Source organism: Streptomyces cylindrosporus, assembly GCF_022698165.1.
Lineage (GTDB): Bacteria > Actinomycetota > Actinomycetes > Streptomycetales > Streptomycetaceae > Streptomyces > Streptomyces cylindrosporus.
On the sequence record NZ_JALDAY010000001.1, the window covers coordinates 374,778 to 399,218 of the forward strand.

The 24,441-nt window shown below is 71.1% G+C and carries 16 protein-coding genes; 8 read left to right on the forward strand and 8 right to left on the reverse strand.

Going from position 1 to position 24,441, the window contains the following annotated elements; all coding sequences use genetic code 11:
- Positions 1-139 precede the first annotated feature (139 nt).
- Positions 140-1,186, reverse strand: coding sequence for a chitinase (locus MQP27_RS01615; RefSeq protein WP_242761333.1), 1,047 nt, complete (start codon positions 1,184-1,186; stop codon positions 140-142).
- A gap of 158 nt (positions 1,187-1,344) precedes the next feature.
- Between MQP27_RS01615 and MQP27_RS01620 the strand changes: the two genes are divergently transcribed.
- The 3 genes from MQP27_RS01620 to MQP27_RS01630 are packed head-to-tail and all read left to right on the forward strand — an operon-like array spanning position 1,345 to position 3,370.
- On the forward strand, positions 1,345-2,355 hold the full coding sequence (locus tag MQP27_RS01620) for an aldo/keto reductase (protein WP_242759722.1): 1,011 nt from the start codon (positions 1,345-1,347) through the stop codon (positions 2,353-2,355).
- A gap of 25 nt (positions 2,356-2,380) precedes the next feature.
- Positions 2,381-2,971, forward strand: a complete 591-nt coding sequence (locus MQP27_RS01625; RefSeq protein ID WP_242759731.1) for a TetR/AcrR family transcriptional regulator — start codon at positions 2,381-2,383, stop codon at positions 2,969-2,971.
- A gap of 15 nt (positions 2,972-2,986) precedes the next feature.
- Positions 2,987-3,370 carry a VOC family protein gene (locus tag MQP27_RS01630; protein WP_242759734.1) on the forward strand — a complete coding sequence of 128 codons (384 nt, stop codon included), beginning with the start codon at positions 2,987-2,989 and terminating at the stop codon, positions 3,368-3,370.
- A 3-nt stretch (positions 3,371-3,373) separates the two neighbouring features.
- On the opposite strand, the gene MQP27_RS01635 is transcribed toward MQP27_RS01630, so the two are convergent.
- From MQP27_RS01635 to MQP27_RS01645, 3 genes are all read right to left on the reverse strand, one after another.
- Positions 3,374-4,519: a serine hydrolase domain-containing protein gene (locus tag MQP27_RS01635; protein WP_242759738.1), complete on the reverse strand. Its 1,146-nt coding sequence runs from the start codon at positions 4,517-4,519 to the stop codon at positions 3,374-3,376.
- A 68-nt stretch (positions 4,520-4,587) separates the two neighbouring features.
- Positions 4,588-4,794 carry a hypothetical protein gene (locus MQP27_RS01640; RefSeq protein ID WP_242759740.1) on the reverse strand — a complete coding sequence of 69 codons (207 nt, stop codon included), beginning with the start codon at positions 4,792-4,794 and terminating at the stop codon, positions 4,588-4,590.
- Positions 4,795-4,883: 89 nt separating this feature from the next.
- A complete protein-coding gene (locus tag MQP27_RS01645) occupies positions 4,884-6,314 on the reverse strand; it encodes an MFS transporter (protein WP_242759743.1) in 1,431 nt (476 codons plus the stop codon).
- 101 nt (positions 6,315-6,415) lie between these two features.
- Between MQP27_RS01645 and MQP27_RS01650 the strand changes: the two genes are divergently transcribed.
- The gene (locus tag MQP27_RS01650) at positions 6,416-7,321 is read left to right on the forward strand and encodes a helix-turn-helix transcriptional regulator (RefSeq protein WP_242759746.1); all 906 of its coding nucleotides are present in this window, start codon (positions 6,416-6,418) and stop codon (positions 7,319-7,321) included.
- 50 nt (positions 7,322-7,371) lie between these two features.
- On the opposite strand, the gene MQP27_RS01655 is transcribed toward MQP27_RS01650, so the two are convergent.
- On the reverse strand, positions 7,372-8,817 hold the full coding sequence (locus MQP27_RS01655; protein ID WP_242759749.1) for an MFS transporter: 1,446 nt from the start codon (positions 8,815-8,817) through the stop codon (positions 7,372-7,374).
- A 98-nt stretch (positions 8,818-8,915) separates the two neighbouring features.
- On the opposite strand from MQP27_RS01655, the gene dusB reads away from it, so the two are divergent.
- Positions 8,916-10,058: a tRNA dihydrouridine synthase DusB gene (dusB, locus tag MQP27_RS01660; protein WP_242759761.1), complete on the forward strand. Its 1,143-nt coding sequence runs from the start codon at positions 8,916-8,918 to the stop codon at positions 10,056-10,058.
- 14 nt (positions 10,059-10,072) lie between these two features.
- Here dusB and MQP27_RS01665 read toward each other — a convergent pair whose 3' ends face one another.
- From MQP27_RS01665 to MQP27_RS01675, 3 genes are all read right to left on the reverse strand, one after another.
- On the reverse strand, positions 10,073-11,848 hold the full coding sequence (locus tag MQP27_RS01665; protein WP_242759763.1) for an LTA synthase family protein: 1,776 nt from the start codon (positions 11,846-11,848) through the stop codon (positions 10,073-10,075).
- Between the two features lie 199 nt (positions 11,849-12,047).
- Entirely contained in the window at positions 12,048-13,985 is a 1,938-nt protein-coding gene (locus MQP27_RS01670) for an amylo-alpha-1,6-glucosidase (RefSeq protein WP_242759765.1), read from the reverse strand.
- Complete coding sequence (locus MQP27_RS01675; RefSeq protein WP_242759767.1) at positions 13,982-15,418, reverse strand: MGH1-like glycoside hydrolase domain-containing protein; 1,437 nt, start codon at positions 15,416-15,418, stop codon at positions 13,982-13,984. The genes MQP27_RS01670 and MQP27_RS01675 overlap by 4 nt, the downstream gene beginning before the upstream one ends.
- A gap of 119 nt (positions 15,419-15,537) precedes the next feature.
- On the opposite strand from MQP27_RS01675, the gene MQP27_RS01680 reads away from it, so the two are divergent.
- The 3 genes from MQP27_RS01680 (at position 15,538) to MQP27_RS01690 (ending at position 24,397) form a co-directional block, all read left to right on the forward strand.
- Complete coding sequence (locus MQP27_RS01680; RefSeq protein ID WP_242759776.1) at positions 15,538-16,734, forward strand: ROK family protein; 1,197 nt, start codon at positions 15,538-15,540, stop codon at positions 16,732-16,734.
- Between the two features lie 407 nt (positions 16,735-17,141).
- A complete protein-coding gene (gene ppdK / locus MQP27_RS01685; RefSeq protein ID WP_242759789.1) occupies positions 17,142-19,862 on the forward strand; it encodes a pyruvate, phosphate dikinase in 2,721 nt (906 codons plus the stop codon).
- A gap of 167 nt (positions 19,863-20,029) precedes the next feature.
- The gene (locus tag MQP27_RS01690) at positions 20,030-24,397 is read left to right on the forward strand and encodes a P-loop NTPase family protein (RefSeq protein WP_242759792.1); all 4,368 of its coding nucleotides are present in this window, start codon (positions 20,030-20,032) and stop codon (positions 24,395-24,397) included.
- The last annotated feature ends 44 nt before the right edge of the window (positions 24,398-24,441 follow it).

Genomic DNA, 24,441 nt, shown 5'->3' on the forward strand with positions numbered 1-24,441 from the left:
CCTCGGGCGGCGCAGGAGCACCGCGCGGCCGACGGCAGGCGCCGCCGGGGAGACTGCTCGCCGACAGCTCCCATTCTCCGAGCGCCGGCGAGCGGTGTCCAACGCAGCGGGCTCGCCCGCGAGCGTCGCCTTTCCGCCGTTACCGTCCCTGCAAGGACTTCACGTTGTCGCCGAAGGTCCAGTTCTTCGAGCCGTCCCAGTTGATCGACCAGGTCATCAGGCCCTTGAGCGAGGTGCCGTAGTGCTTCCAGGCCTGGGAGACCAGGGACGGTGACATGTAGCCGCCGCCCGCTCCCGACTGGGCGGGCAGGCCCGGCACCTGCTTGTCGTACGGGACCTTGATCGTCGTGCCCTGCACGACCAGGCCCTTGTCGAGGCAGTCGGTCTGGGCGGTGAAGCCGGCGACGGTGCCCGCCGAGTAGGAGTCGCCGGAGCAGCCGTACATGCTGCCGTTGTAGTACTGCATGTTCAGCCACCACAGGCGGCCGTTGTCGGCGTACTTCTTGATGATCGGGAGGTACGCGCCCCAGATCGAGCCGTAGGTGATGCTGCCGCCGGTGACGTACGCCGTCTCCGGGGCCATCGTCAGGCCGAAGTTCGACGGCATCTGCGCCAGGATGCCGTCGATGATACGGATCAAGTTCGCCTGGGACGTGGAGAGTTGGCTGATGCTGCCGCTGCCGACCAGGCCCGTCTCGATGTCTATGTCGATGCCGTCGAAGTTGTACTTCTTCAAGATCGGCACGATCGTCGCGACGAACCTGTCCGCCACGGCGGTGGAGTTGAGGTCGATGCCCGCCGTCGCGCCGCCGATCGACAGCAGGATCGTCTGGCCGGCGGCCTTCGCCCCGCACATCTCCGCGGGCGTGGCCACCTTCACCCCGCTGTCCATGCCGTCCTCCCACAGGGCCGTCCCGTCGGAGCGGATGACCGGGAACGCCGCGTTGATCACGTTGTAACCGTGCGCGGCGATACGGGAGTCGGTGATCGGGGTCCAGCCGAAGGGCGGGTGGACGCCGTTCGCGGAACCGTCCCAGTTCTCCCAGTAGCCCTGGAGGACCTTGCCGGACGGACGGGACTTGACCGCGCAGGTGTCGGCGGCCGAGGCGGTCGGGGCCGTGGGGAGCTGGGTGAGACAGGCCGTCGCCAGTGCGGCGGCGAGCAGGGACAGCGTGCGGCGGAGCATGCGGATCCTCCCGGTGGGGGTGCGGCGAGGTGTCGTATCCATGACAGTGCTCTGGTCCAGACCTGTCGTCAATAGGTCTGGACCACCCCGACAAGCAAGGATCGAGTATGGACTGACAGATATTGAAATCTGTCATCTGTCATGACAGGGTGGTTCCCATGACGATCCAGACACGCAAGCTCGGAACCACCGGCCCCCAGGTCTCCGCCCTCGGTCTCGGCTGCATGGGCATGTCCGGGATGTACGGCGCGGCGGACCGCGCCGAGTCCGTCGCCACCATCCACGCGGCCCTGGAAGCCGGCGTCACCCTGCTCGACACCGGCGACTTCTACGGCATGGGCCACAACGAACTGCTCATCGCCGAGGCCCTGCGCACGGCCCCCGCCGCCCTCCGGGAGAACGCGCTGATCAGCGTGAAGTTCGGCGCCCACCGCGCCCCGGACGGCTCCTGGCTCGGCTACGACGCCCGCCCGGCCGCCGTGAAGACCTGGGCCGCCTACTCCCTCCAGCGCCTCGGCGTCGACCACATCGACGTCTACCGCCCCGCCCGGCTCGACCCGAACGTGCCGATCGAGGAGACCGTCGGCGCCATCTCGGAACTCGTCGAGCAGGGATACGTCCGCCACATCGGCCTGAGCGAGGTCGGCGCCGAGACCATCCGCCGGGCCGCCGCCACCGCCCCGATCGCCGACCTCCAGATCGAGTACTCCCTCATCTCCCGCAGCCCCGAGCGGGAGATCCTGCCCACCCTGCGCGAACTGGGCATCTCCGTCACCGCGTACGGCGTGCTCTCCCGCGGGCTGATCTCCGGCCATGTCGCGCCCGGCCACGGGTTCGCGGCGAACGACTTCCGCGCCCATTCGCCCCGCTTCCAGGGCGACAACCTCCAGCACAACCTCACCCTGGTCGAGTCCCTGCGCAAGATCGCCGAGCAGAAGGGCGTCTCCGTCGCCCAGATCGCCATCGCCTGGGTGCTGTCCCGGGGCGAGGAGATCGTGCCGCTGGTCGGCGCCCGCACCCGCGAGCGGCTCGGCGAGGCGCTCGGCGCGCTGGACGTCGACCTGGACGCGGCCGACCTCGCCGCCATCGAGGCGGCCGTGCCGGCGGACGCGGCGGCCGGCGAGCGGTACGCACCCGCGCAGATGGCCATGCTCGACAGCGAACGCTGATTCCGGCGCCGGGTACGGTCTAGGCATGCCACCGACCTCCGAGACCCTGACCGCCGAGCGCATCCTCGCCGCCACCGAGGAAGTGCTGCGCCGCCACGGCCCGGCCAAGGCCACCGTGGTCGACGTGGCCCGCGCGCTCGGCGTCAGCCACGGCAGCGTGTACCGGCACTTCCGGACCAAGGCGGCGCTGCGGGAGGCGGTGACCAAGCGGTGGCTGGACCGGACGACGGAGCTGCTGGCCGAGATCGCGGGCGCCACGGACCGGGACCCGGAGGCACGGCTGCGCGAGTGGCTCGCGGCGCTCTTCGCGGCCAAGCGCCGCAAGGCCGGGGGCGACCCCGAGCTCTTCGCTACGTACTCGGTGCTGGTCGGCGACGCCGGGGAGGCGGTGTCCGCACACATCGCCGAGCTGACCGGCCAGCTGGCCACGATCGTGCGGGACGGGGTACAGGCCGGCACCTTCGCGGTCGACGACCCTCAGACCGCGGCCCACGCCGTCTTCCAGGCCACCGCCCGCTTCCACGACCCGAACTACGCCAAGGAGTGGGAACGGCCGGGCGTGCTGGGCGAGTTCGAGGCCCTGGTGGATCTGCTGGTGCGCGGCCTGCGGGCCTAGGGCAGGATCACCGGCATGACTTCGGTGGTGCAGAACGTGGCGGTCGACTGTGCGGATGCCCATGGGCTGGCACGGTTCTGGGCCGAGGTGACCGGTGGGGACGTGGATCCGGAGGACGGGCCCGGCGCCGCGGAGACGCAGGTGACGCTGCCGGACGGGCCGGTGCTGTATTTCAACCAGGTGCCGGAGCCGAAGACGGTCAAGAACCGGATCCACCTGTGCCTGCGCCCGACGACCTCGCGCGAGGAGGAGGTCGAGCGGCTGCTGGGCCTCGGCGCCACCCTGGTCGCCGACCGCCGGGAGCCCGACGGCGCGGGCTGGGCCGTCCTCGCGGATCCCGAGGGCAACGAGTTCTGCGTCCTGCGCGGTGACTCCGACCGCGCCGCGATGTCGTCCTAGGGCTCAGCCCGCCACGCACCTCCAGAAGTCCCGCATCACACGCGTCGGCGTCGGGCTCTCCATCGCCACCTGGGTGAGCAGGATCGCGACCGTCCCCGTGGGCGGGATGACATGCGCCGTGGTGCCGGTGCCGCCGACCCAGCCGTAGCGGCCCGGGACGTTCCACGGGTCGGACGGGGTGACGTCGACCTGGCCGCCGTACCCCCAGCCCTGGCCCTCCAGGAAGAGGGGGACGCGGTCGCGCTGCTGTGCCGTGAGGTGGTTCGTGGTCATGCGGCTGACGGAGGTGGGGGTCAGCAGACGCCGGCCGGACGGGCTCTCGCCGGAGTTCAGCAGGAGGCGGGCGAAGGCCAGCCAGTCGTCGGCCGTGGAGACCAGGCCGCCACCGCCCGAGTGGAAGCGGGGGGTGCGGGTCCACTCGCCGTCCGGCCGATCGGTGAGCTGGAGCGTGCCGTCGGCGGCGGGGGCGTACGCGGAGGTGAAGCGGTCACGCTTGGCGGGCGGGACCTCGAACGCCGTGTCCGTCATGCCCAGCGGCTCGAAGAGCCGCTCCGCGAGGAACTCGGGGAACGTACGGCCGGACGCGCGGGCGACCAGGATGCCCTGGAGGTCGGACGAGGTGCCGTACAGCCAGGCCTCGCCCGGCTGGTACAGCATCGGGACCCGGGCGAGCAGGCCCAGCCAGGTGCCGTGGTCCGGCCAGTCCTGGAGCCGGCGGCCGTCCTTCTGGACCTCGAAGAGCGACTGCACCGCGGGGAGCGTGAAGTCCGCCGGAAAGCCCCAGCCGGTGCGCGAGCTCAGCAGGTCCTCGACCGTGATCGGGCGGGCCGCCGGGACCACGTCGTCCATGGCGGCGTCCGGGGTGCGGACCACGCTCGGCCCGGCGAGCTCCGGCAGCCACTTTGCGACCGGCGAGTCCAGGGCGAGCACCCCGTCCTCCACCAGCATCAGCAAGGCGGCCGCCGTGATCGGCTTGGTGATGGACGCGATACGGAAGATCGAGTCCCGTGCCATCGGAGCGGTCCCGTCGGCGTCCACCGAGCCGACGACCACCTCCTCGACGTCCACGCCCCGGGCCACCAGGGCCACGGCACCGGGCAGCTCCCCGTCGTCCACATACCGTCGCAGGGTGTCGTACAGCGCACTCATCGCTCGGCCTTCCGGTCTCGGCGGTCGTCCTGCATACGACTCCCACCGCGGCGGAAAGTCATCGCCGGCTAGTCGTCCGCCGGGTTCACGGTCGCCTGGTGGGCCTCGGCGAGGTGTTCCTCCGCCTTCAGCCAGGGCAGGAACTGCGCGCCCTTGCGCCAGCCGCACGTGTCGCATCTGATCGTGCGCTGCGGGCCTTTGCGCAGCACCTGGACGACGTGCTCGCGGCCGTGCTGGTCCCAGCGGCTCACCTTGCTCGTGTTGATCTGCAGCATGAAGCCTCGCCTCCGGCTTGGAGTGTGCAGCAAGACCAACATCAACAGGAGTGTCTTCACGCCGAGTTATCCAATCCGTGAACTTCTTCTCAGCCGATGGTCCTCGGCAGTCGCAGGCTCAGCAGGCCGGTCAGGGCCACGCAGCCCAGTTGCGTGAGCAGGGTGACGACCAGGGCGTCGCGCATGCCCAAGTCGGGGACCAGGGACAGGAAGAGGGTGCCCAGGGCGGCCACGCCGAGGGCGAGGGCCGACTGCTGGGTCGTCATCATCACGCCGCTGCCGACACCGGCCCGCGCGGGCTCCACCTCGGAGAGGACGACCCGGAAGATGATGGGGAGTTGGAGCGCCTGGCCCGCCCCGGCGAGGGCGGCTCCGGGGAGCAGTTCGAGGAGGCCGAGGTCCGGCCAGGCCCGCCAGGCCGCGAGGGCCATCAGACCCACGCCGGCCGCCTGGAGCAGCGCGCCCGCGGTCACGATCCGGGTGCCGTACCGCGCGACGAGCCGCGGACCGGCGAGCGAGACGAAGAAGAACACGACGGCCATCGGGGCCAGGGCCATCCCCGCCGGCACCGGACCGAGCCCCGCGCCCCGCTGCAACGCCACCGCGATCACGAACATGAACCCGCTGAAGCCGACCGAGAAGGGCAGGATCATCACCAGCCCGCGCCGCAGCGAGGTCAGCGCGAAGAGGCTCGGCGGCACCAGGGGCGTACGGCCACGCCGGTCCTCCCGGCGCTCGACCAGATAGAACGCCGCCGTCAGGAACGGGAACGCGGCCAGCGACAGCCACGTCCACAGCGGCCAGCCCGCGGTCCGCCCCTCGGTGAGCGGAGCCAGCAGGGCGAGCAGAGCCGCGGTCAGCAGCACGGTGCCGGGGCCGTCCACCGGCTCCGGGTGCTGCGAGCGGGTCTCGGGCACGCCGCGGGCCGCCAGAACCAGGCCTACGACGACCACGGGGACGTTCACCAGGAACACGGCGCGCCAGCCGGTGCCGGCGATGTCGGCGGCCACCAGCACGCCGCCCAGGATCTGCCCGGCGACCATCGACAGGCCCGCCGTGGCGCCGTACAGGCCCATCGCCTTGGCCCGGCGCTGCCCCGCGGTCGCCGACTGGATGGTGGCGAGGACCTGCGGGAGCATCGCGGCCGCCGACGCCCCCTGCAGCACCCGGGCCGCGACCAGCGTCCAGGCGCTCGGCGCGAGTCCGCAGGCCAGCGAGGTCAGGCCGAAGGCGGCCATGCCGCCGAGGAAGAAGCGGCGCCGGCCGAACAGGTCGCCGAGCCGCCCGCCGAGGACGAGCAGGACGGCGTACGCCAACCCGTAGCCGGCGACGACGAGTTCGAGGACGGACTCGCTCGCGTTCAGGTCCCTGCCGATCGTCGGCAGGGCCACGTTGACGATGAAGAAGTCGATGAGGGGGAGGGCCGCGGCCAGCAGCACGGTGAACAGGCCGAGGCCGCCGAGGGTGGGTGCGGCCGCCGGTGATCGGGCAGTGGTTCGCGAGGTGATGGTTTCGGTCACGCCCTCGAGCCTGCGCCCGTTCCCAGGCTGGTACCAGAGTCTTCTTATCCTGGTAGAACCACTACCTGGAAACAGGGTGCGCGGGGCGGCAGGCTGGAGGCATGGCGACGATGGCCCAGGAACAGGCAGTACGCGGTACCGGTACCCCGCCGAGCAGGGAAGCGGCCGGTTCGGTCCGGCGGCACGAGCTCGCGGCCTTCCTCCGCCACCGCCGTGAACACATCACCCCCGAGCAGGTCGGCCTGCCCCGCGGCCGCCGGCGCCGCACCCCCGGCCTGCGCCGCGAGGAGGTCGCGCAGCTCGCCGCGGTCGGCGTCACCTGGTACACGTGGCTCGAACAGGCCAGGGACATCCAGGTCTCCGTCCAGGTCCTCGACGCCCTCGCCCGCACCCTCTTCCTGGACCCCGGCGAGCGGGCCCACCTCTTCCAGCTGGCCGGCCAGGTCGACCCGACGCCGGCCACCGTCTGCCCGTCGATCACCCCGGCGGTGCGCGCCCTGCTGGCGCAGCTGGACCCGGTGCCGGTGAGCGTGCAGAACAGCCGATACGACATCCTGGCCCACAACCGCACGTACGGCCTGCTCCTGTGCGACATGGACACGGTGCCACCGCAGGACCGCAACGCCATGGTCCTCTCCTACACCAACCCGGAGTGGCAGTCCTCGATCGTGCACCTCCAGGAGGCCCAGCGCATGATGGCGGCCCGCTTCCGCGCCGCGATGGCCGGCCACCTCACCGAGCCCGCCTGGAAGATGCTGCTCAAGCGCCTGCGTGCGGAGAGCGAGGAGTTCCGCGAGGTGTGGGACCGACACGAGGTCATCGCCCCGAGCACGAAGCGCAAGGAGTTCGACAACCGGTACGTGGGCCGGGTGACCGTGGATCACACGGACCTGTGGCTGGGGCCGGAGCTGGGCCCGAGGATGGTCACATACGCACCGGCGGACGACCAGTCGAGGGAGCGCTTGGAGAAACTGCACCGCATAGCACTGGAGAGAACAACCCCCTAAGGGGCGCGGGGAACTGCGCGACAAGCCCCCACGCACCCGCACCCGCCAAACTACGCGCTAACCCCAGCGGCTTGGCGCACCTCCACGGACTCCAACTCATCCGCCGTACGCTCAGCGGTCTTACGAGCCCACCGCCCACTGGTCACCGCCCCGAGCACCAGCACCACCACACCGCAGCCGACGAGAATCCACCACCCCGGCACGGAAGCATCCACGAACGCGGTCTTGTACGACGACGACCCCACCCCGGAGGCCAACACCGCTCCGATGACCGCAACCCCCAGCGTCTGCCCCAACTGACGGCTCGTGGAGGCAACGGCAGCCGCAACCCCCGCCTGCGCCCGCGGCATCCCCGACACCGCCGTATTGGTGATCGGCGCGTTCACAAACCCGAAGCCCACGCCGAACAGCACGTACCCGATGAACATCGTGAGGTCGGACGTCTCCGCGTCGAACGCCGCGAACAGCACCGCACTCGCCGTCATCGCCGTCCCCGCGATCACCAGGGACAGCCGCGGCCCCCGACTCCCGACCAGCCGCCCCGACACCGGCGCGAACAGGAACATCGGCACAGCCATCGGCAGCATCCACAGCCCGGCGTGGAGGGCGTCGTACCCCCGCACGTTCTGCAGGTACAGCGTCGACAGGAACAGGAACCCGCCCAGCGAGGCGAACGCGCCGATCGCGATGACCGTCGCCCCACTGAACGGCACCGACCGGAAGAACCGCAGGTCGATGAGAGGTTCGTCACGCCGCGGCTCGTATCCGAGCAGTCCGGCCAGCGCGACCGCCGCGATCACCACGAACGGCAGGATCGAGGTGAACCCCGAGTCCGGCGCCTCGATGATCGCGTACGTCAGTGAGCCGAACAGCGCGATGACCAGGAGCTGCCCGACCGGGTCCGGGCGGCGGGCCTTGGGCGCGCGGGACTCGGGGACGAAGCGGAGGGTGAGCAGGAGTGCCGTCAGGCCCACCGGGATGTTGACCCAGAAGATGGAGCGCCAGCCGACCGACTCCACCAGCGCGCCGCCGACGAGCGGACCGGCCGCCATCGATATGCCGACGACCGCGCCCCACACGCCGATCGCCCGCGCCCGTTCGCGCGGGTCCGTGAAGGTGTTCGTGATGATCGACATCGCGACCGGGTTGAGCATCGAGCCACCGACGGCCTGGAGCATCCGGAAGCCGATCAGCGCGTCGAGGCTGGGGGCGAGGGAGCAGAGCAGCGAGCCCAGGGAGAAGACGATCAGGCCCGCCATGAAGACCTTCTTGCGGCCGATCCGGTCGGCGGTGGAGCCGGCCAGCATCAGCAGCGAGGCCAGGACCAGGGTGTACGCGTCGATCGTCCACTGAAGGCCCGACGTGGTGGCGTCGAGTTCGTGCTGCATCGACGGGAGGGCGACGTTCAGAGCGGTGACGTCGAGGCTCACGATCAGCAGGCTCATGCAGCAGATCGCGAGGATCAGAAGACGTCGGCGGTGGCTGAGCTCGGGCATGGGATCCAGCCTACGCCGACTTCGATAGTGTGTCTAACTAATAGTGCCGCTAACTAATGTGTGTTACATGATCATTGCCGGTGCGCGACAATGGGGCAATGCCCACGCCTGTGTCCTCCCTGCGGATCGGTCCGCACACCGTCCAGCCGCCCGTCGTCCTGGCGCCCATGGCCGGGATCACGAACGCGCCCTTCCGGACCCTGTGCCGGGAGTTCAGCGCGGGTAAGGGGCTGTTCGTCAGCGAGATGATCACCACTCGGGCGCTGGTCGAGCGCAACGAGAAGACCATGCAGCTCATCCACTTCGACGCGAGCGAGAAGCCGCGCTCGATCCAGCTGTACGGGGTCGACCCGGCGACCGTCGGCAAGGCCGTCCGCATGATCGCGGAGGAGGGGCTGGCCGATCACATCGACCTGAACTTCGGCTGCCCGGTGCCGAAGGTCACGCGCAAGGGCGGCGGGTCGGCGCTGCCGTACAAGCGGAATCTGCTGCGGGCGATCCTCCGCGAGGCGGTGAGCGGCGCCGGGGACCTCCCGGTCACCATGAAGATGCGCAAGGGCATCGACGACGACCACATCACCTACCTCGACGCCGGCCGCATCGCGGTGGAGGAGGGGGTGACCGCCATCGCCCTGCACGGTCGTACGGCCGCGCAGCACTACGGCGGAACGGCCGACTGGGAGGCCATCGCCCGGCTCAAGGAGCACGTGCCGGAGATCCCCGTGCTCGGCAACGGCGACATCTGGTCGGCCGAGGACGCGCTGCGGATGGTGCGGGAGACCGGCTGCGACGGAGTGGTCGTCGGGCGGGGCTGCCTGGGGCGCCCCTGGCTGTTCGCGGATCTGGTGGCGGCGTTCGAGGGGCGGGAACAGGAGATCCTGAAGCCGTCCCTCCGTCAGGTCGCCGACATCATGGTCCGGCACGCGACGCTGCTCGGCGAGTGGATCGGGGACGAGTCCAAGGGAGTCGTCGACTTCCGCAAGCACGTCGCCTGGTACCTGAAGGGCTTCGCGGTCGGCAGCGAGATGCGCAAGCGGCTCGCGATCACGTCGTCGTTGGCGGAACTCCGGGCCGGGCTGGACGAGTTGGAGCTCGACCAGCCGTGGCCGGCGGGGGCTGACGGGCCGCGCGGCCGGACGTCCGGCAACAACCGGGTGGTGCTGCCGGACGGTTGGCTGAAGGATCCGTACGACTGCGCGGGGATCGGCGAGGACGCCGAACTGGACACGTCGGGCGGCTGAGCAGCCCGAGGCCGTCAGCCCTTCTTCGGGTGCGGTGTCGAGCCGTACGCCGTGAGGAACTTGTCGCGGAACGAACTCATCTTCCACACCGGGGCGTTGTGCGCGGGGCGCAGGCCGTCCGTCCAGCCCCAGTCGTCGATCTTTTCCAGGACCTTCGGGTCCTTGGCCACGATCGAGATCGGGACGTCCCGGCTGGCGTGGTTGCCGCTGACGCGGGCGATCGGCTGGTGGTCGCCCAGGAAGACGAGGACCGTGTCCTTGGTGCCGTAGCGCTCCAGCCACTCGGTGAGGGCCGTCACCGAGTACTGCACCGACTTGCCGTACTCCGCCTGGGACTTGGGCGAGCTGGTGATGATGTCCGAGGGGTTCTTGCCGGCCTTCTGGATCGAGTCGAAGACCGAGCCGTCGCCCAGGTCGTCCCAGGGGACCATCTTGGGGATGGGCGCCCAGGGCTGGTGGCTCGACGTCAGGATCACCAGGGACATGAGCGGCTTGCTGCGCTTCTTGCTGTGCTCCAGGTTCTGGAACTGCTGGAGTGCGTACTGGTCCGGCATCGTCGACCAGCTGAACTTCGGGCCCTTGTAGCCCATCTGGAAGGCGTTGCGGTAGGAGTCCAGGCCGTAGAACTTCGACTCCGGCCAGCTCTTCTGCACACCGGGCATGATGCCGACCGTGTCCCAGTCGCCCGTCTTCTTGAACGCCTCGGTCAGGCTCATGTGGTCGCTCGCCATGAGGGTGCGGTAGCGCTGCTGGTTGCTGATCCACAGGCCGGACATGGTGGTCGAGTGACCGAGCCAGCTGCTGCCGCCGTAGGTCGCGGAGGTGAGCCAGCCGCTCTTCGCGTGGAAGCCCGCCTTGGCCAGGGCCTCGGTGCGGGCGTCGAGGGTCGCGTCGACGCCGGGCGCCTCCACCGGGTCCTCGATCGCGCTACGGCCGTAACTCTCGATGAAGGTGAAGATCATGTCCTTGCCGCGCAGGTCGGGGACCAGCTGGCTGGGCGGGGTGTTGCCGAACGCGTCGACCTTGGCGATCTTCTGGAACTCGGCCTCGTCCCGCAGGGTGTCGTGCACCCGCCGCGCCTGGATGGTCACGGCCTGGGCCGTACGGTCGGACGCGACCGGTATCCCGCCCAGTTGCAGCCCCAGCGCCGAGCACAGCACCCACACCACGGTGGCGAGCAGGGTTCCGCGGGTGGCCGCCTGCTTGTTGCGGGCGAGGAGATTGCTCAGCCGGACCATCGCCAGCGCCATGACCGACAGGAGGAGGAAGATCAGGACGAACACCCCGACGGTCGCCGCGATCGCCACGGTCCGGCCCATCGCGTCCTCGACGTACGACTGCGCGTCGGGCAGCAACTCCCAGTCCAGTACGAGGTTGAAGCCCCGCCCGAGGTACTCCAGGAACCCCATGTCGAGCAGGTTCAGGACCGTCATCGCCCCGAGCGCGACCCCCGACACCACCGCCACCACCAGCCGCGGCCGACGCGGCAGCGCGAGCGCGACGGCCGCCCCGAGGATGGCCTCCACGGGTATCCGGGTGAACCGGTCGGTGTGCAGCGCCTCGATCCGGTTCGGCAGCAGCAGCGCGCCGAGCACGAGAACGGCGGCGAGGATCGTGATCACCCAGCGGGTGTTGCGGGTGGCGGTGGGGTGTCGGTCGCGGAAGTCGGCGAACCGGGTGCGCAGGGTACGGCGAGCCGGTGGGGCGACCGCCTCCGGCTCGCTGCTCTCTTCCGGCTCGACCTCGGGTGACGTGTCCGGCTGTTGACGAAGACGCGTGAAGACGGGCACCCGAGGGTCCTTCCTGGCTGACTGCTACAGGTCGGCGGGCCACGCCGCCACCATCCCGTACGGCCTGCTCAGGCTCCGTGTTCACAGCCCCGGGCAAACACCCGGCAAACGCCCAGTCAACGCCCCTCAAGGGGCGCGGGGAACTGCGCGACCAGCCACAACGGACCCGCAGTCGCCAGGCATCTCTCGACCCCCCTGATTAGGCGCCCCCAACGGCCGTCAACAAAGCCAGCGGCGCCGCCGCAGACCGAGCCTCCCGCACGCACGCATGCGGATACGGCACCGGCTCGGCGTGGGTGTCCCGCCCGTACCCGGCGATGACCTCCGGCAGTCGATGCCCCGTGGCCGTCGCCGCGTCGACCAGCGCATGCGCCACCGTCCGCGCCTCGTCGTGCAACCCGTACCGCGCGAGCCCGAGCGTGATCAGCGCGTTGTCGTGCGGCCACACCGAACCCCGGTGGTACGACAGCGGGTGATACGCCGCCTGCCCCGCCGCCAGCGTCCGCACACCCCAGCCCGAGAAGAAGTCCGGCTCAAGCAGCCGCCGGCCCACCAGCTCGCCGTACTCCTTGTCCAGCAGCCCCGACCAGAGCAGATGCCCGGCGTCCGACGCCAGCGCGTCCACCTGCCGGCCCTCGCCGTCCAGCGCCAGCGCGGGGAAGGAACGCTCCCGCATCCAGAAGTCCCGCTGGAAGCGGTCGCGCAGGTCGCCGGCCGCCTGTTCCAGCAGTGCCGCGTACGTCTCGTCCGACCAGACCGTGCGCGCCACCCATGCCGTCCGGCGCAGCGCGTCGTACGCGTAGCCCTGCGCGCCCGCGGCCATCACCGCTCCGGTGGCCCGCGTGCCGTCCGCGGAGCAGATCGCGCCGGGGGAGTCCTTCCAGTTCTGGTTGGCGAGGCCGCCCTGGTCGGCGCGGTAGACGAGATAGCCGCGGGAGGTGAGGCCGCCGTGGTCCAGCATCCAGCCGATCGCCGCGCGGGCGTGGGGTTCGAGGCGGCGGGCGAGGGCCGCGTCGCCGGTCTGCTCGACGTACGCGCCGAGGAGGATGAGGAAGAGCGGGGTCGCGTCGACCGAGCCGTAGTAGCGGGCGTACGGGACCTGGCCGAAGTGCGCCAGCTCGCCGTGGCGTACCTCGTGCACGATCTTGCCGGGCTGGGCCACCGAGTCCGCGCCGGTCTCGGTCGCCTGGGTGGCGGCGAGGGCGGGGAGTGTGGCGGCGGCCAGTTGGGGGCGGTAGGGGAGGGTGAACAGGGAAGTCAGCAGGGCGTCCCTGCCCAGCAGGGTGAGGAACCAGGGGGCTCCGGCCGCGGGGACGCGGAGTTCCTCGCCGTCGGGGCCGGTCGCGGGGACCTGGAGCGAGGCCAGGTCCGCGAGGCCGCGGGCGCAGGACGCCGCCAGCTCCGGCCAGCCGGTGGGGAAGGCGACACCTTCGACGAACTCGCCTTCCAGGGCCAGGAGTTGTTCGGTGATGGCGGCCGGGGAGGCCGGGACGCGAAGGGTGCGTTTGTCGCCGTGCGGCCTCGCCATCACGCGGAGGGTGAGCTCCGCGGTGCCGTGGGGCTGGAGGTCCAGGGTCCACACGAGGCGGCGGGCGCCGGTGCCCGTCTCCTCGACGGCGTCCGGGGCGGGGTCGGCCGTCACCGTCGTAAAGGATCGCCACTCACCGCGCTGGTAGCTGAACTCCACGCCGTCGTCGAGGACTTGGCGGGAGCGGGTGGCGCCGATCTTGGTGTAGGTGCGGTAGTCGGAGCGCAGTTCGAACTGGTCGGTGAAGTCCGCGTCCGCGGTGACCGCCAGGCGGACCGTGGTGGGGGTCGGGCGGTTGCTCGTGATGCGGAGTGACTCGACGAACGCGCCGTCTCCGACTGCCTGTTCGCGGAAGACCGTGTATGCGGGGGGCTCCTGGCGTCCGCCGCGCGGGACGAGGACACAGCGTGCCGTGTCCCCGTCCGCGACCGGCGTGAGCGACTCCGGCACCGCGCCGTCGACCGTCAGTTGCCAACGGCTCAAGTGCCGGGCGTCGCGCACGAACAACCCGTCCGGGGAGCCGGCCCCCCGGACACCGCTGATGTCCCCGCCGTCGCCCACGGCAGCGAACGTCCCGCCGTGCACGAGCAGATGATGCCGGTCACTCATCCCCGGTTCCCTCCCTTTTCACTCATGTCGAACGTGCCGGTGCCGGCCGAGGTCACGCCGTCGCCGGGGCGCGCATGGAGCAGATCCAGCGTGAGCGCGGCGGTCCAGCCGAAGCCGGGCGCGCCGCAGGGTTCGCCGGTGTACGGGTCGACGTACTCGGCGAAGCCCGAGCTGTCGGCGGTGTCGAGGAAGGCCTCGCGCAGCGCGTCGGCGTGCTCCTGTTCGCCGTGGATGCGCAGTCCGCGCTCGATCAGCCAGCTCGTGTTGAACCAGGCGGGCCCGCGCCAGTACCGGTGCGGGTCGAAGGCCTCGCCGAGCAGGTCGTAGGAGGGCGGCAGGCGGGTGGTGGCGCCGAGTCCGAAGTGCGGGCCGCGGACGGTGCGGACGAGAGCCGTGGCGATGTCTCGGGGGAGGTCCGGGAGGAGCAGGGGGACCAGGCCGGAGACGCTGCGCTCGGGGATGAGCGTGCCGTTCCCGTCCCTTATGTCCCGGCACAGGAACATCCCGCTCGCCGGGTCCCACAGGCGGTCCACCAGTGCCGTCGTCAGGCGCTGCGCGCGGGCGTGGCGGGCCGTGCCGGTCGCGCCCAGTTCGCCGGCGATGCGGGCCAGCGCGTGCTCGGACGCGATGAGCAGGGCGTTGAACGCCGGGTCCTCCACGGCGAACTGGGCCGTCCCGTCGGCGTATCCGCCGTCGCGGTAGTCCGTCGCCAGGCGTACGTAACGGCCGTAGTCGAGGTCCGTCGGCCGGTCCTCCGCGGCCCCGTGGTCCAGGTCGGCGCGCCGGAAGGAGCGGGCCGGGGCCGGCACGACACGGCTCAACGGGGCGTCCCAGCAAGGGCTGTTGTCCATACCCTGTTCCCAGGGGTGGACGACGGACGCGAGCCCGGCGCCGCCCAGGTCGCGGCGGTGCAGAAGGTAGCGGTGCCAGGCGGCCAGGCTGGGGTAGACGCGGGCGAGGAAGCCCCGGGCCCGGGACAGGCCCGGGTCGGCGCAGTGCACCAGCCAGGCCGCGAGCGCGTGCACCGGTGGCTGCACGATGCCCGAGGTCTGTACGGTGCGCGGGGCGCCCGCAGCGCGCCCCGCGGTCGAGGAGCGCCAGAAGTCGGGGCTCGGGAAGTACGCGTCGAGCGGGACGGAGGGGTTGAAGACGATGTGCGGGATGCGGCCGTCCGCCCACTGGGCCGCCAGCAGCGTCTCCAGCTCCGTCTGGGCCCGTAACGGCGACAGGTGGCGCAGGCCGATCGCGATGAACGCCGAGTCCCAGGACCACTGGTGCGGGTACAGGCTGCGTGAGGGGACCGTGGAGGCGCCCGTCCAGTTGTCCTCCAGGACCCGGACGGCCCTGACGTGCAGCGACCTCGGCACGGGCGGTGGATCGTATGCAATGGGGTGCGCTGAGGCGCGGCTGGTGAGCTGGGCAGTGCGATCCACTCGGGGCTCCCCGAAGACGTCCGGCCGACCGGTTCGGTCGTAGCTACCGTAGGGTTACGTCTATTTAACACGCAAAACTCAATATGTAATGCAAGCTTGAGAAACACAAGGGGGTGCGCATGGCCGGACGAGGGCAGGCGAGCGCCGGAGATCTGCTCGAACTGGTGCGAAGCGGACGCGCGACCACGCGCGGAGCCCTCCAGCAGGTCACCGGACTGTCCCGTGCCACCGTCGGCCAGCGCCTCGACCGTCTGTTCCGCGCGGGCTGGCTGCGGGAGGGGGCGGGAGGTCCCGTCGACTCGCCGCTCGGCGGGCGGCCCTCCATCACCCTGGAGTTCGACGACGAGCACGCCGTGGTCCTCGCCGCCGACCTCGACACCCGCCACGCCCGCGCCGCCGTCCTCACGCTGACCGGCGAGATGCTCGCCGAGCACTCCGGGGTCCTGGTCGTCGAGGACGGGCCGGACGCCGTACTCGGTGAACTGGGCCGCTGGTTCGCCGAGTTGCTGCCGAAAGCCGACAGGCGCGCCGAGCAGGTCTGCGGTATTGGGCTCGCCGTGCCGGGGCCCGTCGACAGCGAGACCGGCCGGGTCGTGCAGCCGCCGATGATGCCGGGCTGGGACGGGTACGACATAAGGGGCCGGCTGGCCAGATCCTTCGCCGAGCGCGGCGGCGCGGACCGGGTGCCGGTACTCGTCGACAACGACGCAAACCTCATGGCGTACGGCGAACAGCGCGCCGCCTACCCCGACTGCTCGGCGTTCGTCCTGGTCAAGGTGTCGACCGGTATCGGCGCCGGGGTCGTGGTCGACGGGTCGATCTACCGGGGCATCGACGGGGGCGCGGGGGACATCGGGCACATCCGGGTGGGGGCCGACGCGCTCTGCCGGTGTGGGTCGTACGGGTGTCTGGCCGCCGTCGCGAGCGGTGGAGCCGTGGCGCGGCGGCTGGCGGAGGCCGGGGTCCCGGCCGCGTCCGGCTCGGATGTGCGGGAGCTGCTGGCGGCCGGGCATCCGGAGGCCGTCGGGTTCGCCCGGGAGGCGGGACGGCAGGTCGGGGACGTACTGGCCACCGTCGTCACACTGCTCAACCCCGGGGTGCTGATGATCGCCGGAGATCTGGCCGGAACTCCCTTCCTCACCGGTGTACGCGAGCTGCTCTACCAGCGGGCGCTGCCGCGCTCCACGGCCCATCTGGACGTGGTCACCTCGCGGCTCGGGGAGCGGGCCGGGCTGGTGGGGGCCGGTGCGCTGGTCGTGGAGCACCTCTACGCGCCCGAGCGGGCGGAGGAACGGCTGCTGGCGATGGGTGTGTGACGCCCGCGTTTCCGTTCCGGATCCACGTCCGCATGGTGAAATCCGGCCCGCTGTGGCAGCGTGATTCTCGCCACCCTTGATAAGGGTTGCGCTCAGATGAGCGGATCTTGAGCGGCTGCACTTCTCCAAGGGGTGGCACTCGGTGCCACCCCTTGATCGTTCATCGATCGAAATCAGATGCGCTCGACTCCCGCTCATCTGAGCGTAAAAGTGCACCTGTGGGCAGTGATGCGTTCAAGAAGTGAAAACATAAGCGGTTGGTTGCTTGCCGAGCTTTGACTTTCGATCCGCTGGCGGACGAGTGGTTACAGGCGCATGACGCGTGAGTAGACGTACCCAGACGCCTTTGATCTGGGTATGTTCCTCGCCGTCAGGGCAGCCACCGCGTCCCGAGGGAGTCGAGACCCGTGTCGGAAAACAAAGAACCCCACGTAGCGAAGTTCGTTTACGACTTCACCGAGGGAAACAAGGACCTCAAGGACCTCCTGGGCGGCAAGGGCGCGAACCTCGCCGAGATGACCAACCTGGGGCTTCCCGTTCCCCCTGGCTTCACCATCACGACCGAAGCCTGCAAGGTCTACCTCGACAGCGGCGAGGAGCCCCCGGCACTGCGTGACGAGGTGAGTGCGCACCTCGACGCCCTCGAGTCGCGGATGGGCAAGAAGCTCGGCCAGGCCGACAACCCCCTGCTGGTCTCCGTCCGTTCGGGCGCCAAGTTCTCGATGCCCGGCATGATGGACACCGTCCTGAACATCGGGCTCTCCGACAAGTCCGTGAAGGGCCTCGCCGACCAGGCCGGCGACGAGCGGTTCGCGTGGGACTCGTACCGCCGTCTCATCCAGATGTTCGGCAAGACCGTCCTCGGCGTCGACGGCGAGCTCTTCGAGGACGCGCTGGAGAAGGCCAAGGAGGCCAAGAAGGTCTCGGTCGACACCGACCTGGAGGCCGCGGATCTGAAGAAGCTGGTCACCGCCTTCAAGAAGATCGTCAAGAAGGAGGCCGGGCGGGACTTCCCGCAGGACCCGCGCGAGCAGATGGACCTCGCCATCCACGCGGTCTTCGACTCCTGGAACACCGACCGCGCCAAGCTCTACCGCCGCCAGGAGCGCATCCCCGGCGACCTCGGCACGGCCGTCAACGTCTGCTCGATGGTCTTCGGCAACCTCGGCCCGGACTCGGGCACCGGTGTCGCGTTCACCCGTGACCCCGCCTCCGGCCACCAGGGCGTCTACGGCGACTACCTGCAGAACGCCCAGGGCGAGGACGTCGTCGCGGGCATCCGCAACACCGTGCCGCTCGCGGAGCTGGAGCAGATCGACAAGAAGTCGTACGACCAGCTGATGCAGATCATGGAGACCCTGGAGAACCACTACAAGGATCTCTGCGACATCGAGTTCACCATCGAGCGCGGGCAGCTGTGGATGCTGCAGACCCGCGTCGGCAAGCGGACGGCCGGTGCCGCCTTCCGGATCGCCACCCAGCTCGTGGACCAGGGGCTCATCGACGAGACCGAGGCGCTCCAGCGCGTCACCGGCGCCCAGCTCGCCCAGCTGATGTTCCCGCGCTTCGACGAGCACGCGAAGACCGAGCAGGTCGGCCGGGGCATCGCGGCCTCGCCGGGTGCCGCGGTCGGCAAGGCGGTCTTCGACTCGTACACCGCGGTGAAGTGGTCGCGCTCGGGCGAGAAGGTCATCCTGGTCCGCCGGGAGACCAACCCCGACGACCTCGACGGCATGATCGCGGCCGAGGGCATCCTCACCTCCCGCGGCGGCAAGACCTCCCACGCGGCCGTCGTCGCGCGCGGCATGGGCAAGACCTGTGTGTGCGGCGCCGAGGAGCTGGAGGTCGACACCAAGCGGCGCCGGATGACCGTGCCGGGCGGGCAGGTGGTGGAAGAGGGCGACCTCATCTCCATCGACGGCTCCAGCGGCAAGGTCTACCTGGGCGAGGTCCCGGTGGTCCCCTCCCCGGTCGTCGAGTACTTCGAGGGCCGGATGCACGCGGGTGCCCAGGACGCCGACGAACTGGTCGAGGCCGTGCACCGGATCATGGCGTTCGCCGACCGCAAGCGCCGGCTGCGGGTGCGGGCCAACGCGGACAACGCCGAGGACGCGCTGCGCGCGCGGAGGTTCGGCGCGCAGGGCATCGGCCTGTGCCGTACGGAGCACATGTTCCTCGGCGACCGGCGCGAACTGGTGGAGCGCCTGATCCTGGCGGACACCGACGAGGAGCGCGAGGACTCCCTCAAGCAGCTGCTCCCGCTCCAGAAGCAGGACTTCGTCGAGCTGTTCTCGGCGATGGACGGCCTGCCGGTGACGGTACGGCTCCTCGACCCGCCGCTGCACGAGTTCCTGCCGGACATCACCGAGCTGTCGGTGCGCGTCGCCCTCGCCGAGGCCCGCAAGGACCCGCACGAGAACGAGCTGCGCCTGCTCCAGGCCGTGCACCGGCTGCACGAGCAGAACCCGATGCTGGGCCTGCGCGGTGTGCGCCTGGGCCTGGTCATCCCCGGCCTGTTCACGATGCAGGTCCGCGCGATCGCGGAAGCGGCCGCCGAGCGCAAGAACGCCAAGGGCGACCCGCGCGCCGAGATCATGATCCCGCTGGTGGGCACGGTCCAGGAGCTGGAGATCGTCCGCGAGGAGGCCGACGCGGTCATCGCGGAGGTCGAGGCGGCGACGGGCACGCAGCTGAAGCTGTCGATCGGCACGATGATCGAGCTGCCGCGGGCCGCCCTCACGGCCGGGCAGATCGCGGAGGCGGCGGAGTTCTTCTCCTTCGGCACGAACGACCTCACCCAGACGGTGTGGGGCTTCAGCCGGGACGACGTGGAGGCGAGCTTCTTCACGGCATACCTGGAGAAGGGCATCTTCGGCGTCTCCCCCTTCGAGACGATCGACAAGGACGGCGTGGGCTCGCTGGTCAAGGCGGCGGCGAAGGCGGGCCGCGAGACCCGCCCCGACCTCAAGCTCGGCGTCTGCGGCGAGCACGGCGGCGACCCGGAGTCGGTCCACTTCTTCCACGAGGTGGGTCTGGACTACGTCTCCTGCTCCCCGTTCCGCATCCCGGTCGCCCGCCTGGAGGCGGGCCGCGCGGCGACCGAGTCGACGGGCAGCGACCACCGCTGACCCACCCCGGCCCCGGAGCCGCCACCCGTCCCCGACCCTCAACCGATGGGCGGCGGCTCCGGTTCGCGAAAGAGAGGGCGGCATCCCGTGCGGGGGGTGCCGCCCTTCTCGTATCGTGAGTCGTCCGGCTCGTATCGCGAGTTGCCCGGCCGACGGGGGAGGCGCCGGTGACCACCGTCTCCGGCGACGCCACAGGCGACCGCAGCATCGTCGTCGGGCGCGACGCCATCCAGAGCATCCTCATCACCGGGGACCACAACCGGGTGTTCGTGGGGGAGTACGAGCTGCTCCGCGACGCCTACATCGAGCCGTGGTCGGTGTTCCAGCGGGTCGACGTCGAGGGCTTCGTCGGACGCGAGTGGCTGCTCGCCGAGATCGACCGCTTCCTGGCGACCGAGGACCGCGGGTATTTCGTGCTGGAGGCGTCCGCAGGCCTCGGCAAGACGGCCTTCCTCGCGCACCTGATCCAACAGCGCGGCTATGTCCACCACTTCGCCGAGACCGCACGCGGCCCGGACGGCGTGGCACCGGCCCTCAGAAGCCTGGCCGCGCAGGTCATCCGCGCCGCCGAACTCCTGCCCTTCAGCGTGGACGAGGTCCTCCCCTCGACGGCGGGCAGCCGCCCGGACTTCTTCGCCCACCTGCTCAAACGGGCCTCGGACCGGCGCGCGGGCGAGCACGACAGGCTCGTGATCGTGGTGGACGGCCTCGACGAGGCGGGCGTACCCATCGGCCACAACGTGCTGGGCCTGCCGGAGGTGCTGCCGCCCGGCGTGTACGTTGTGGTGTCCCAGCGGCCGGTGCCCGTGCCGCTGGACACGCAGAGCCCGCTGCGGGTCTTCTCGATGGACGCCGCCGGCGACCCCAACCTCGGCGACATGCGGCGTTACCTGCAACGGGCGGTCGCCTCACCACCGCTCGCGGCCGTCGTGCGCGACAGCGCCTACACCCCGGCCGAGGTGGTGGAGACCCTGGTGGCCCGCAGCGCCGGCGTGTGGATCTACCTGCACTACGTCCTGGCGGACGTGGTCAGGGAACGGCGCGTCGACCTCGACGTACTGCCCGACGGCCTGTGGGCCTACTACGCCCGCTTCTGGCGGCGGTGGCGCGGGGAGCGGCGGGAGGAGTGGTACGGGACCTTTCTGCCGCTGCTGGCGACCCTCGCGGCGGTTCAGGAGGACGTCACCGCGGATCTGCTCGCGACGCTTGCCGGGACGGACGGCGGTCCCGCGCTGACGGCACTGCTGGACGAGGACTGGCTCCCTTTCCTCGCGGTCGACGAGGTGGGTGGCGAGCGGCGGTACCGCCCGTACCACGCGAGCGTGCGGGAGTTCCTGGAAGGCCGGCTGGACCGCACGGGGCGGCGGGCCATGGACGTCGCCCTGGCACGGGAGTTCGAGCAGGCGGTGCGTGTGGCGCACGGGAGGATCGCCGACCGTTACCTCCGGCGGTGGGGGGGCCTGGAGCGCGGCCTGGACCGGTTGCTCACCGGGTCTGAGGGGCTTCTCGACGGCGGGTACGGGCTGCGGCATGTGACGGCGCATCTGGCGGGGGCTGGACGACACGGGGAGCTGGAACGGCTGCTGCGGCTGGAGGCGGACGGGCGGAACGTGTGGTTCGCCGCGCAGGATCTGACCGGTGAGTTGTCGGCCTATCAGGCGGATGTGGCCCGGGCGTGGCGGTTGGCCGAGGACCGCGGCGTGCGTGAACCCGGCTCCGGCGGGACCGTCGACATCGCGGCGGAGGCACGCTGGGCGCTGCACACCTCTTCGGTGAACGCCCTGGCGGGCAGCGTCCCGCCGACGCTCCTGGTGGGACTGGTACGGGCCGGGGTGTGGTCGCCCGCGAAGGGGCTGGCGTACGCGCGGCAGACCCTGGACACGTCGGCGCGCGCCGAGATGTTGGCGGGGTTGGCGGGGGTGACGCCCGCCTCGCTGCAACTGGACCTGCTCGGAGCGGTGGAGGCGCTGGACGAGTGGCATCGGGCCGACGCGCTGGCCGAGCTCGCCGAGAGCCTGCCCGAGATTCTGCTGTCCCGTGCGGTGCACGCGCTGGAGGGGACGGAGTCGTACCGGCTCCAGGCCGCGACGGTGCGGCTCGCGACGCGGCTTGGCAGGCTGGGCCGGTGGGAGGAGGTCTTCCAGCTGATGGCGACCTGCCCGGAGGCCCAGCCCCGTGCTTTCGCCGTGCTGGCCTCCGAGCTTCCCGATGACCGGCTGGACGCCGCGCTCCACGTGACCACCGCGGTCGCGGACCCGGACGAAAAGGTGCGTGCCCTGACCGCGTTGCTGCTCCGCTTGGGAGCCGACCAGTCGGCCGAGGCGTGGAGGGCGCTGCTCGACGTGGTGGACGGCGTGGCCCCCGTCACTCTGATCACCGCGCTCCCGGCGATGCGGCCCCGCCCCTGGGCGACCGGCGTCCTGACCGACACGATCGAGCGCTGGGACCGGCCTTGGGCGAGGTCACGCGGGCTGGCCGCACTCGCGGCGCAGGTGCCGGACGGTGAACGCGGGAGTCTCGTCGAACGGGCGCTGGCACATGTCGGAGAGATCGAGGTCGCTGTCACACGGCAGGACGACGGTTGGGGAAGGACGATCCAAGGGCCGGAGCTGGGACTGTTCGAGCGGGCCGACGCTCTCGGCGCACTGCTTCCGCTCGTCGTCGGCGATATGCGCGCAGCCGTCCTTGCGGAGGCCGTGGCGGTCGCGCGGGTCGCGTTCACCACCGCACTGGAGGAGCTGTGCGAGCACGGCGGATGGACCCATGTGAGCAGGCTGTTCAGCCCTCGGCCGAGCGAGCGGACAACCGGCCACGGGCCTTGGGTGGGCGCGGCGCCCATGCTCCTGTTCCGGCGGCTGCCCGACGCCGACGGGCGGGAACTGGTGGAGTCCGTGCTCGCCAAGGCGGAGGGGATCCCGAAACCGTCCGATCGCGCAACTGTCCTCGGCCACCTGTTCCTTGCGGCGCCACTCGCGTACCTCGACGGAATTCTCGCCCGTCTGCTGACCGCCTTCAGGGCGATCGACGACCCTGAGAAGCGCTGCGACGGACTCCTGGAGATCCTCCACGACGTCACCGGCCCTGCCCGGGACCGGGTGATCGCCGACATCATCGACACCTTGCGCCACCGGGAATTCCCGGACCGTCTGCGCATCCTGAACGATCTGGCCCCGTCCCTGGCCCCGCAGGCCGTGGCCACGGCCCTGCCCGGAGCCGCGGACTGGACCCCGGACCATCTGCCGCGCGCCGTCGAACACGTTGGTGCGCTCATCCCCCATCTGCCGCCCGAGACCGTGGACCGTCTGATCGAGGCGGCCCGCCGGGTCGAAGACCTTCCCGCGCAGCTGGCGGCCGCGGCCGGTCTCGCCCCGTACCTCCCGGCGGAGCGCCGGGCCGCTGTCGTGGCCCGTGCCGTGCGGTTCCGCGACGATCCGGAGAACGAAGGCGAGTACAGCTTCCGCCATGGGCGGATTCTCGCCCGGCTGGCCCGGGCCCTCGCCGAACAGGGCCATGCGGACGAGGCGATCGATGTGGCCGCCGTGCTCTGGCACCGGGACAACACCTGGCCCAGCCAACGACACGACACACTCACCGACGTCGCGCGTGTCCTCGCCCCCGCCCGTCCGGCGGCGGCATTGCGAGCCGTGGCACGGATCACGCGTGCGGACGAACGGTCGCGAGCCCTGTGGGCGGTCCTGTCCCTGGCGCCGGACACCCGCGAGGTGCTCGCCCTGGTGCGGTCCGAACTGGGCGAGGACCTCACGCCGCGGGATCTCGCGGCACTGGAGGAGGACAACTCCTGGAACCCGGACGACGAAACGGACGACCCGCCGGGAGACGTGCCGGACATCCTCGCGAGGGCGCGCCGGGCGCAGGGCCACCGGCGCGCGGACCTGATCGCGGCCGTCGCCCGGCGGCTGGACGTCGACCAGGCGCTCAGTGCGCTTGACCTGGCGGAGAACATCCCCGACGAGTACGCCCACGAGAACGCCGTCGCAGCGCTCACCGCCCGCTTGGTCGCACTTGGCCGGACCGCGGAGGCAACGGCCGCGGTTCTCCGGCTGACCCCCGTCGATCGCGGGTGGGAGGACAGCCCGCGCACGGCCGTGCTGGTCCGGCATGTTCCTGTGCTGGCCGGCCACGGGTACCTGGACGAAGCCCGCAGAGCGACCGATTACCTGCCGTCGCACAGTCCCCACGGCGAGCCCCACCGCGCGGACGCCCTCACCCTCCTGGCGCGGCGCTACGTCGAGACCGGAGCCCTCGACGCCGGGATGCACTGCGCGTTGTCCATCCCCGAGGACGAAGAGCGGTCCGGAGCCCTCGCCGCCGTGGCCGAATCGGCCGCCGCCCTGCCGCCGACGGCCCTGCTCCACGCAGTCCGGACCGTACTCTCCCGCGCCCCGACGCTCCCCCGCTCCGCCCTGCTCACCGACCTCGCCGCGTTCGCCCCGGTCCTCGTACGGATCGGCGGCCGACGCGCCGCGGCGGACCTGGCCGACGCCATCGACGACGTGACGCGCTGGTGGCCGTAGCGGCACGAACTCGGCGCCGCCCACCCCGGCCCATGTACCGAGGC

What these genes read in the sequence shown, in the direction of transcription:
- MQP27_RS01655 (WP_242759749.1), bottom strand. Translation starts at nt 8,817, where the DNA reads ATGCCCGAGCTCAGCCACCGCCGACGTCTTCTGATCCTCGCGATCTGC.
- MQP27_RS01635 (WP_242759738.1), bottom strand. Translation starts at nt 4,519, where the DNA reads ATGAGTGCGCTGTACGACACCCTGCGACGGTATGTGGACGACGGGGAG.
- MQP27_RS01615 (WP_242761333.1), bottom strand. Translation starts at nt 1,186, where the DNA reads ATGCTCCGCCGCACGCTGTCCCTGCTCGCCGCCGCACTGGCGACGGCC.
- MQP27_RS01680 (WP_242759776.1), top strand. Translation starts at nt 15,538, where the DNA reads ATGGCCGGACGAGGGCAGGCGAGCGCCGGAGATCTGCTCGAACTGGTG.
- MQP27_RS01620 (WP_242759722.1), top strand. Translation starts at nt 1,345, where the DNA reads ATGACGATCCAGACACGCAAGCTCGGAACCACCGGCCCCCAGGTCTCC.
- dusB (WP_242759761.1), top strand. Translation starts at nt 8,916, where the DNA reads ATGCCCACGCCTGTGTCCTCCCTGCGGATCGGTCCGCACACCGTCCAG.
- MQP27_RS01640 (WP_242759740.1), bottom strand. Translation starts at nt 4,794, where the DNA reads ATGCTGCAGATCAACACGAGCAAGGTGAGCCGCTGGGACCAGCACGGC.
- MQP27_RS01625 (WP_242759731.1), top strand. Translation starts at nt 2,381, where the DNA reads ATGCCACCGACCTCCGAGACCCTGACCGCCGAGCGCATCCTCGCCGCC.
- MQP27_RS01650 (WP_242759746.1), top strand. Translation starts at nt 6,416, where the DNA reads ATGGCGACGATGGCCCAGGAACAGGCAGTACGCGGTACCGGTACCCCG.
- MQP27_RS01630 (WP_242759734.1), top strand. Translation starts at nt 2,987, where the DNA reads ATGACTTCGGTGGTGCAGAACGTGGCGGTCGACTGTGCGGATGCCCAT.
- MQP27_RS01670 (WP_242759765.1), bottom strand. Translation starts at nt 13,985, where the DNA reads ATGAGTGACCGGCATCATCTGCTCGTGCACGGCGGGACGTTCGCTGCC.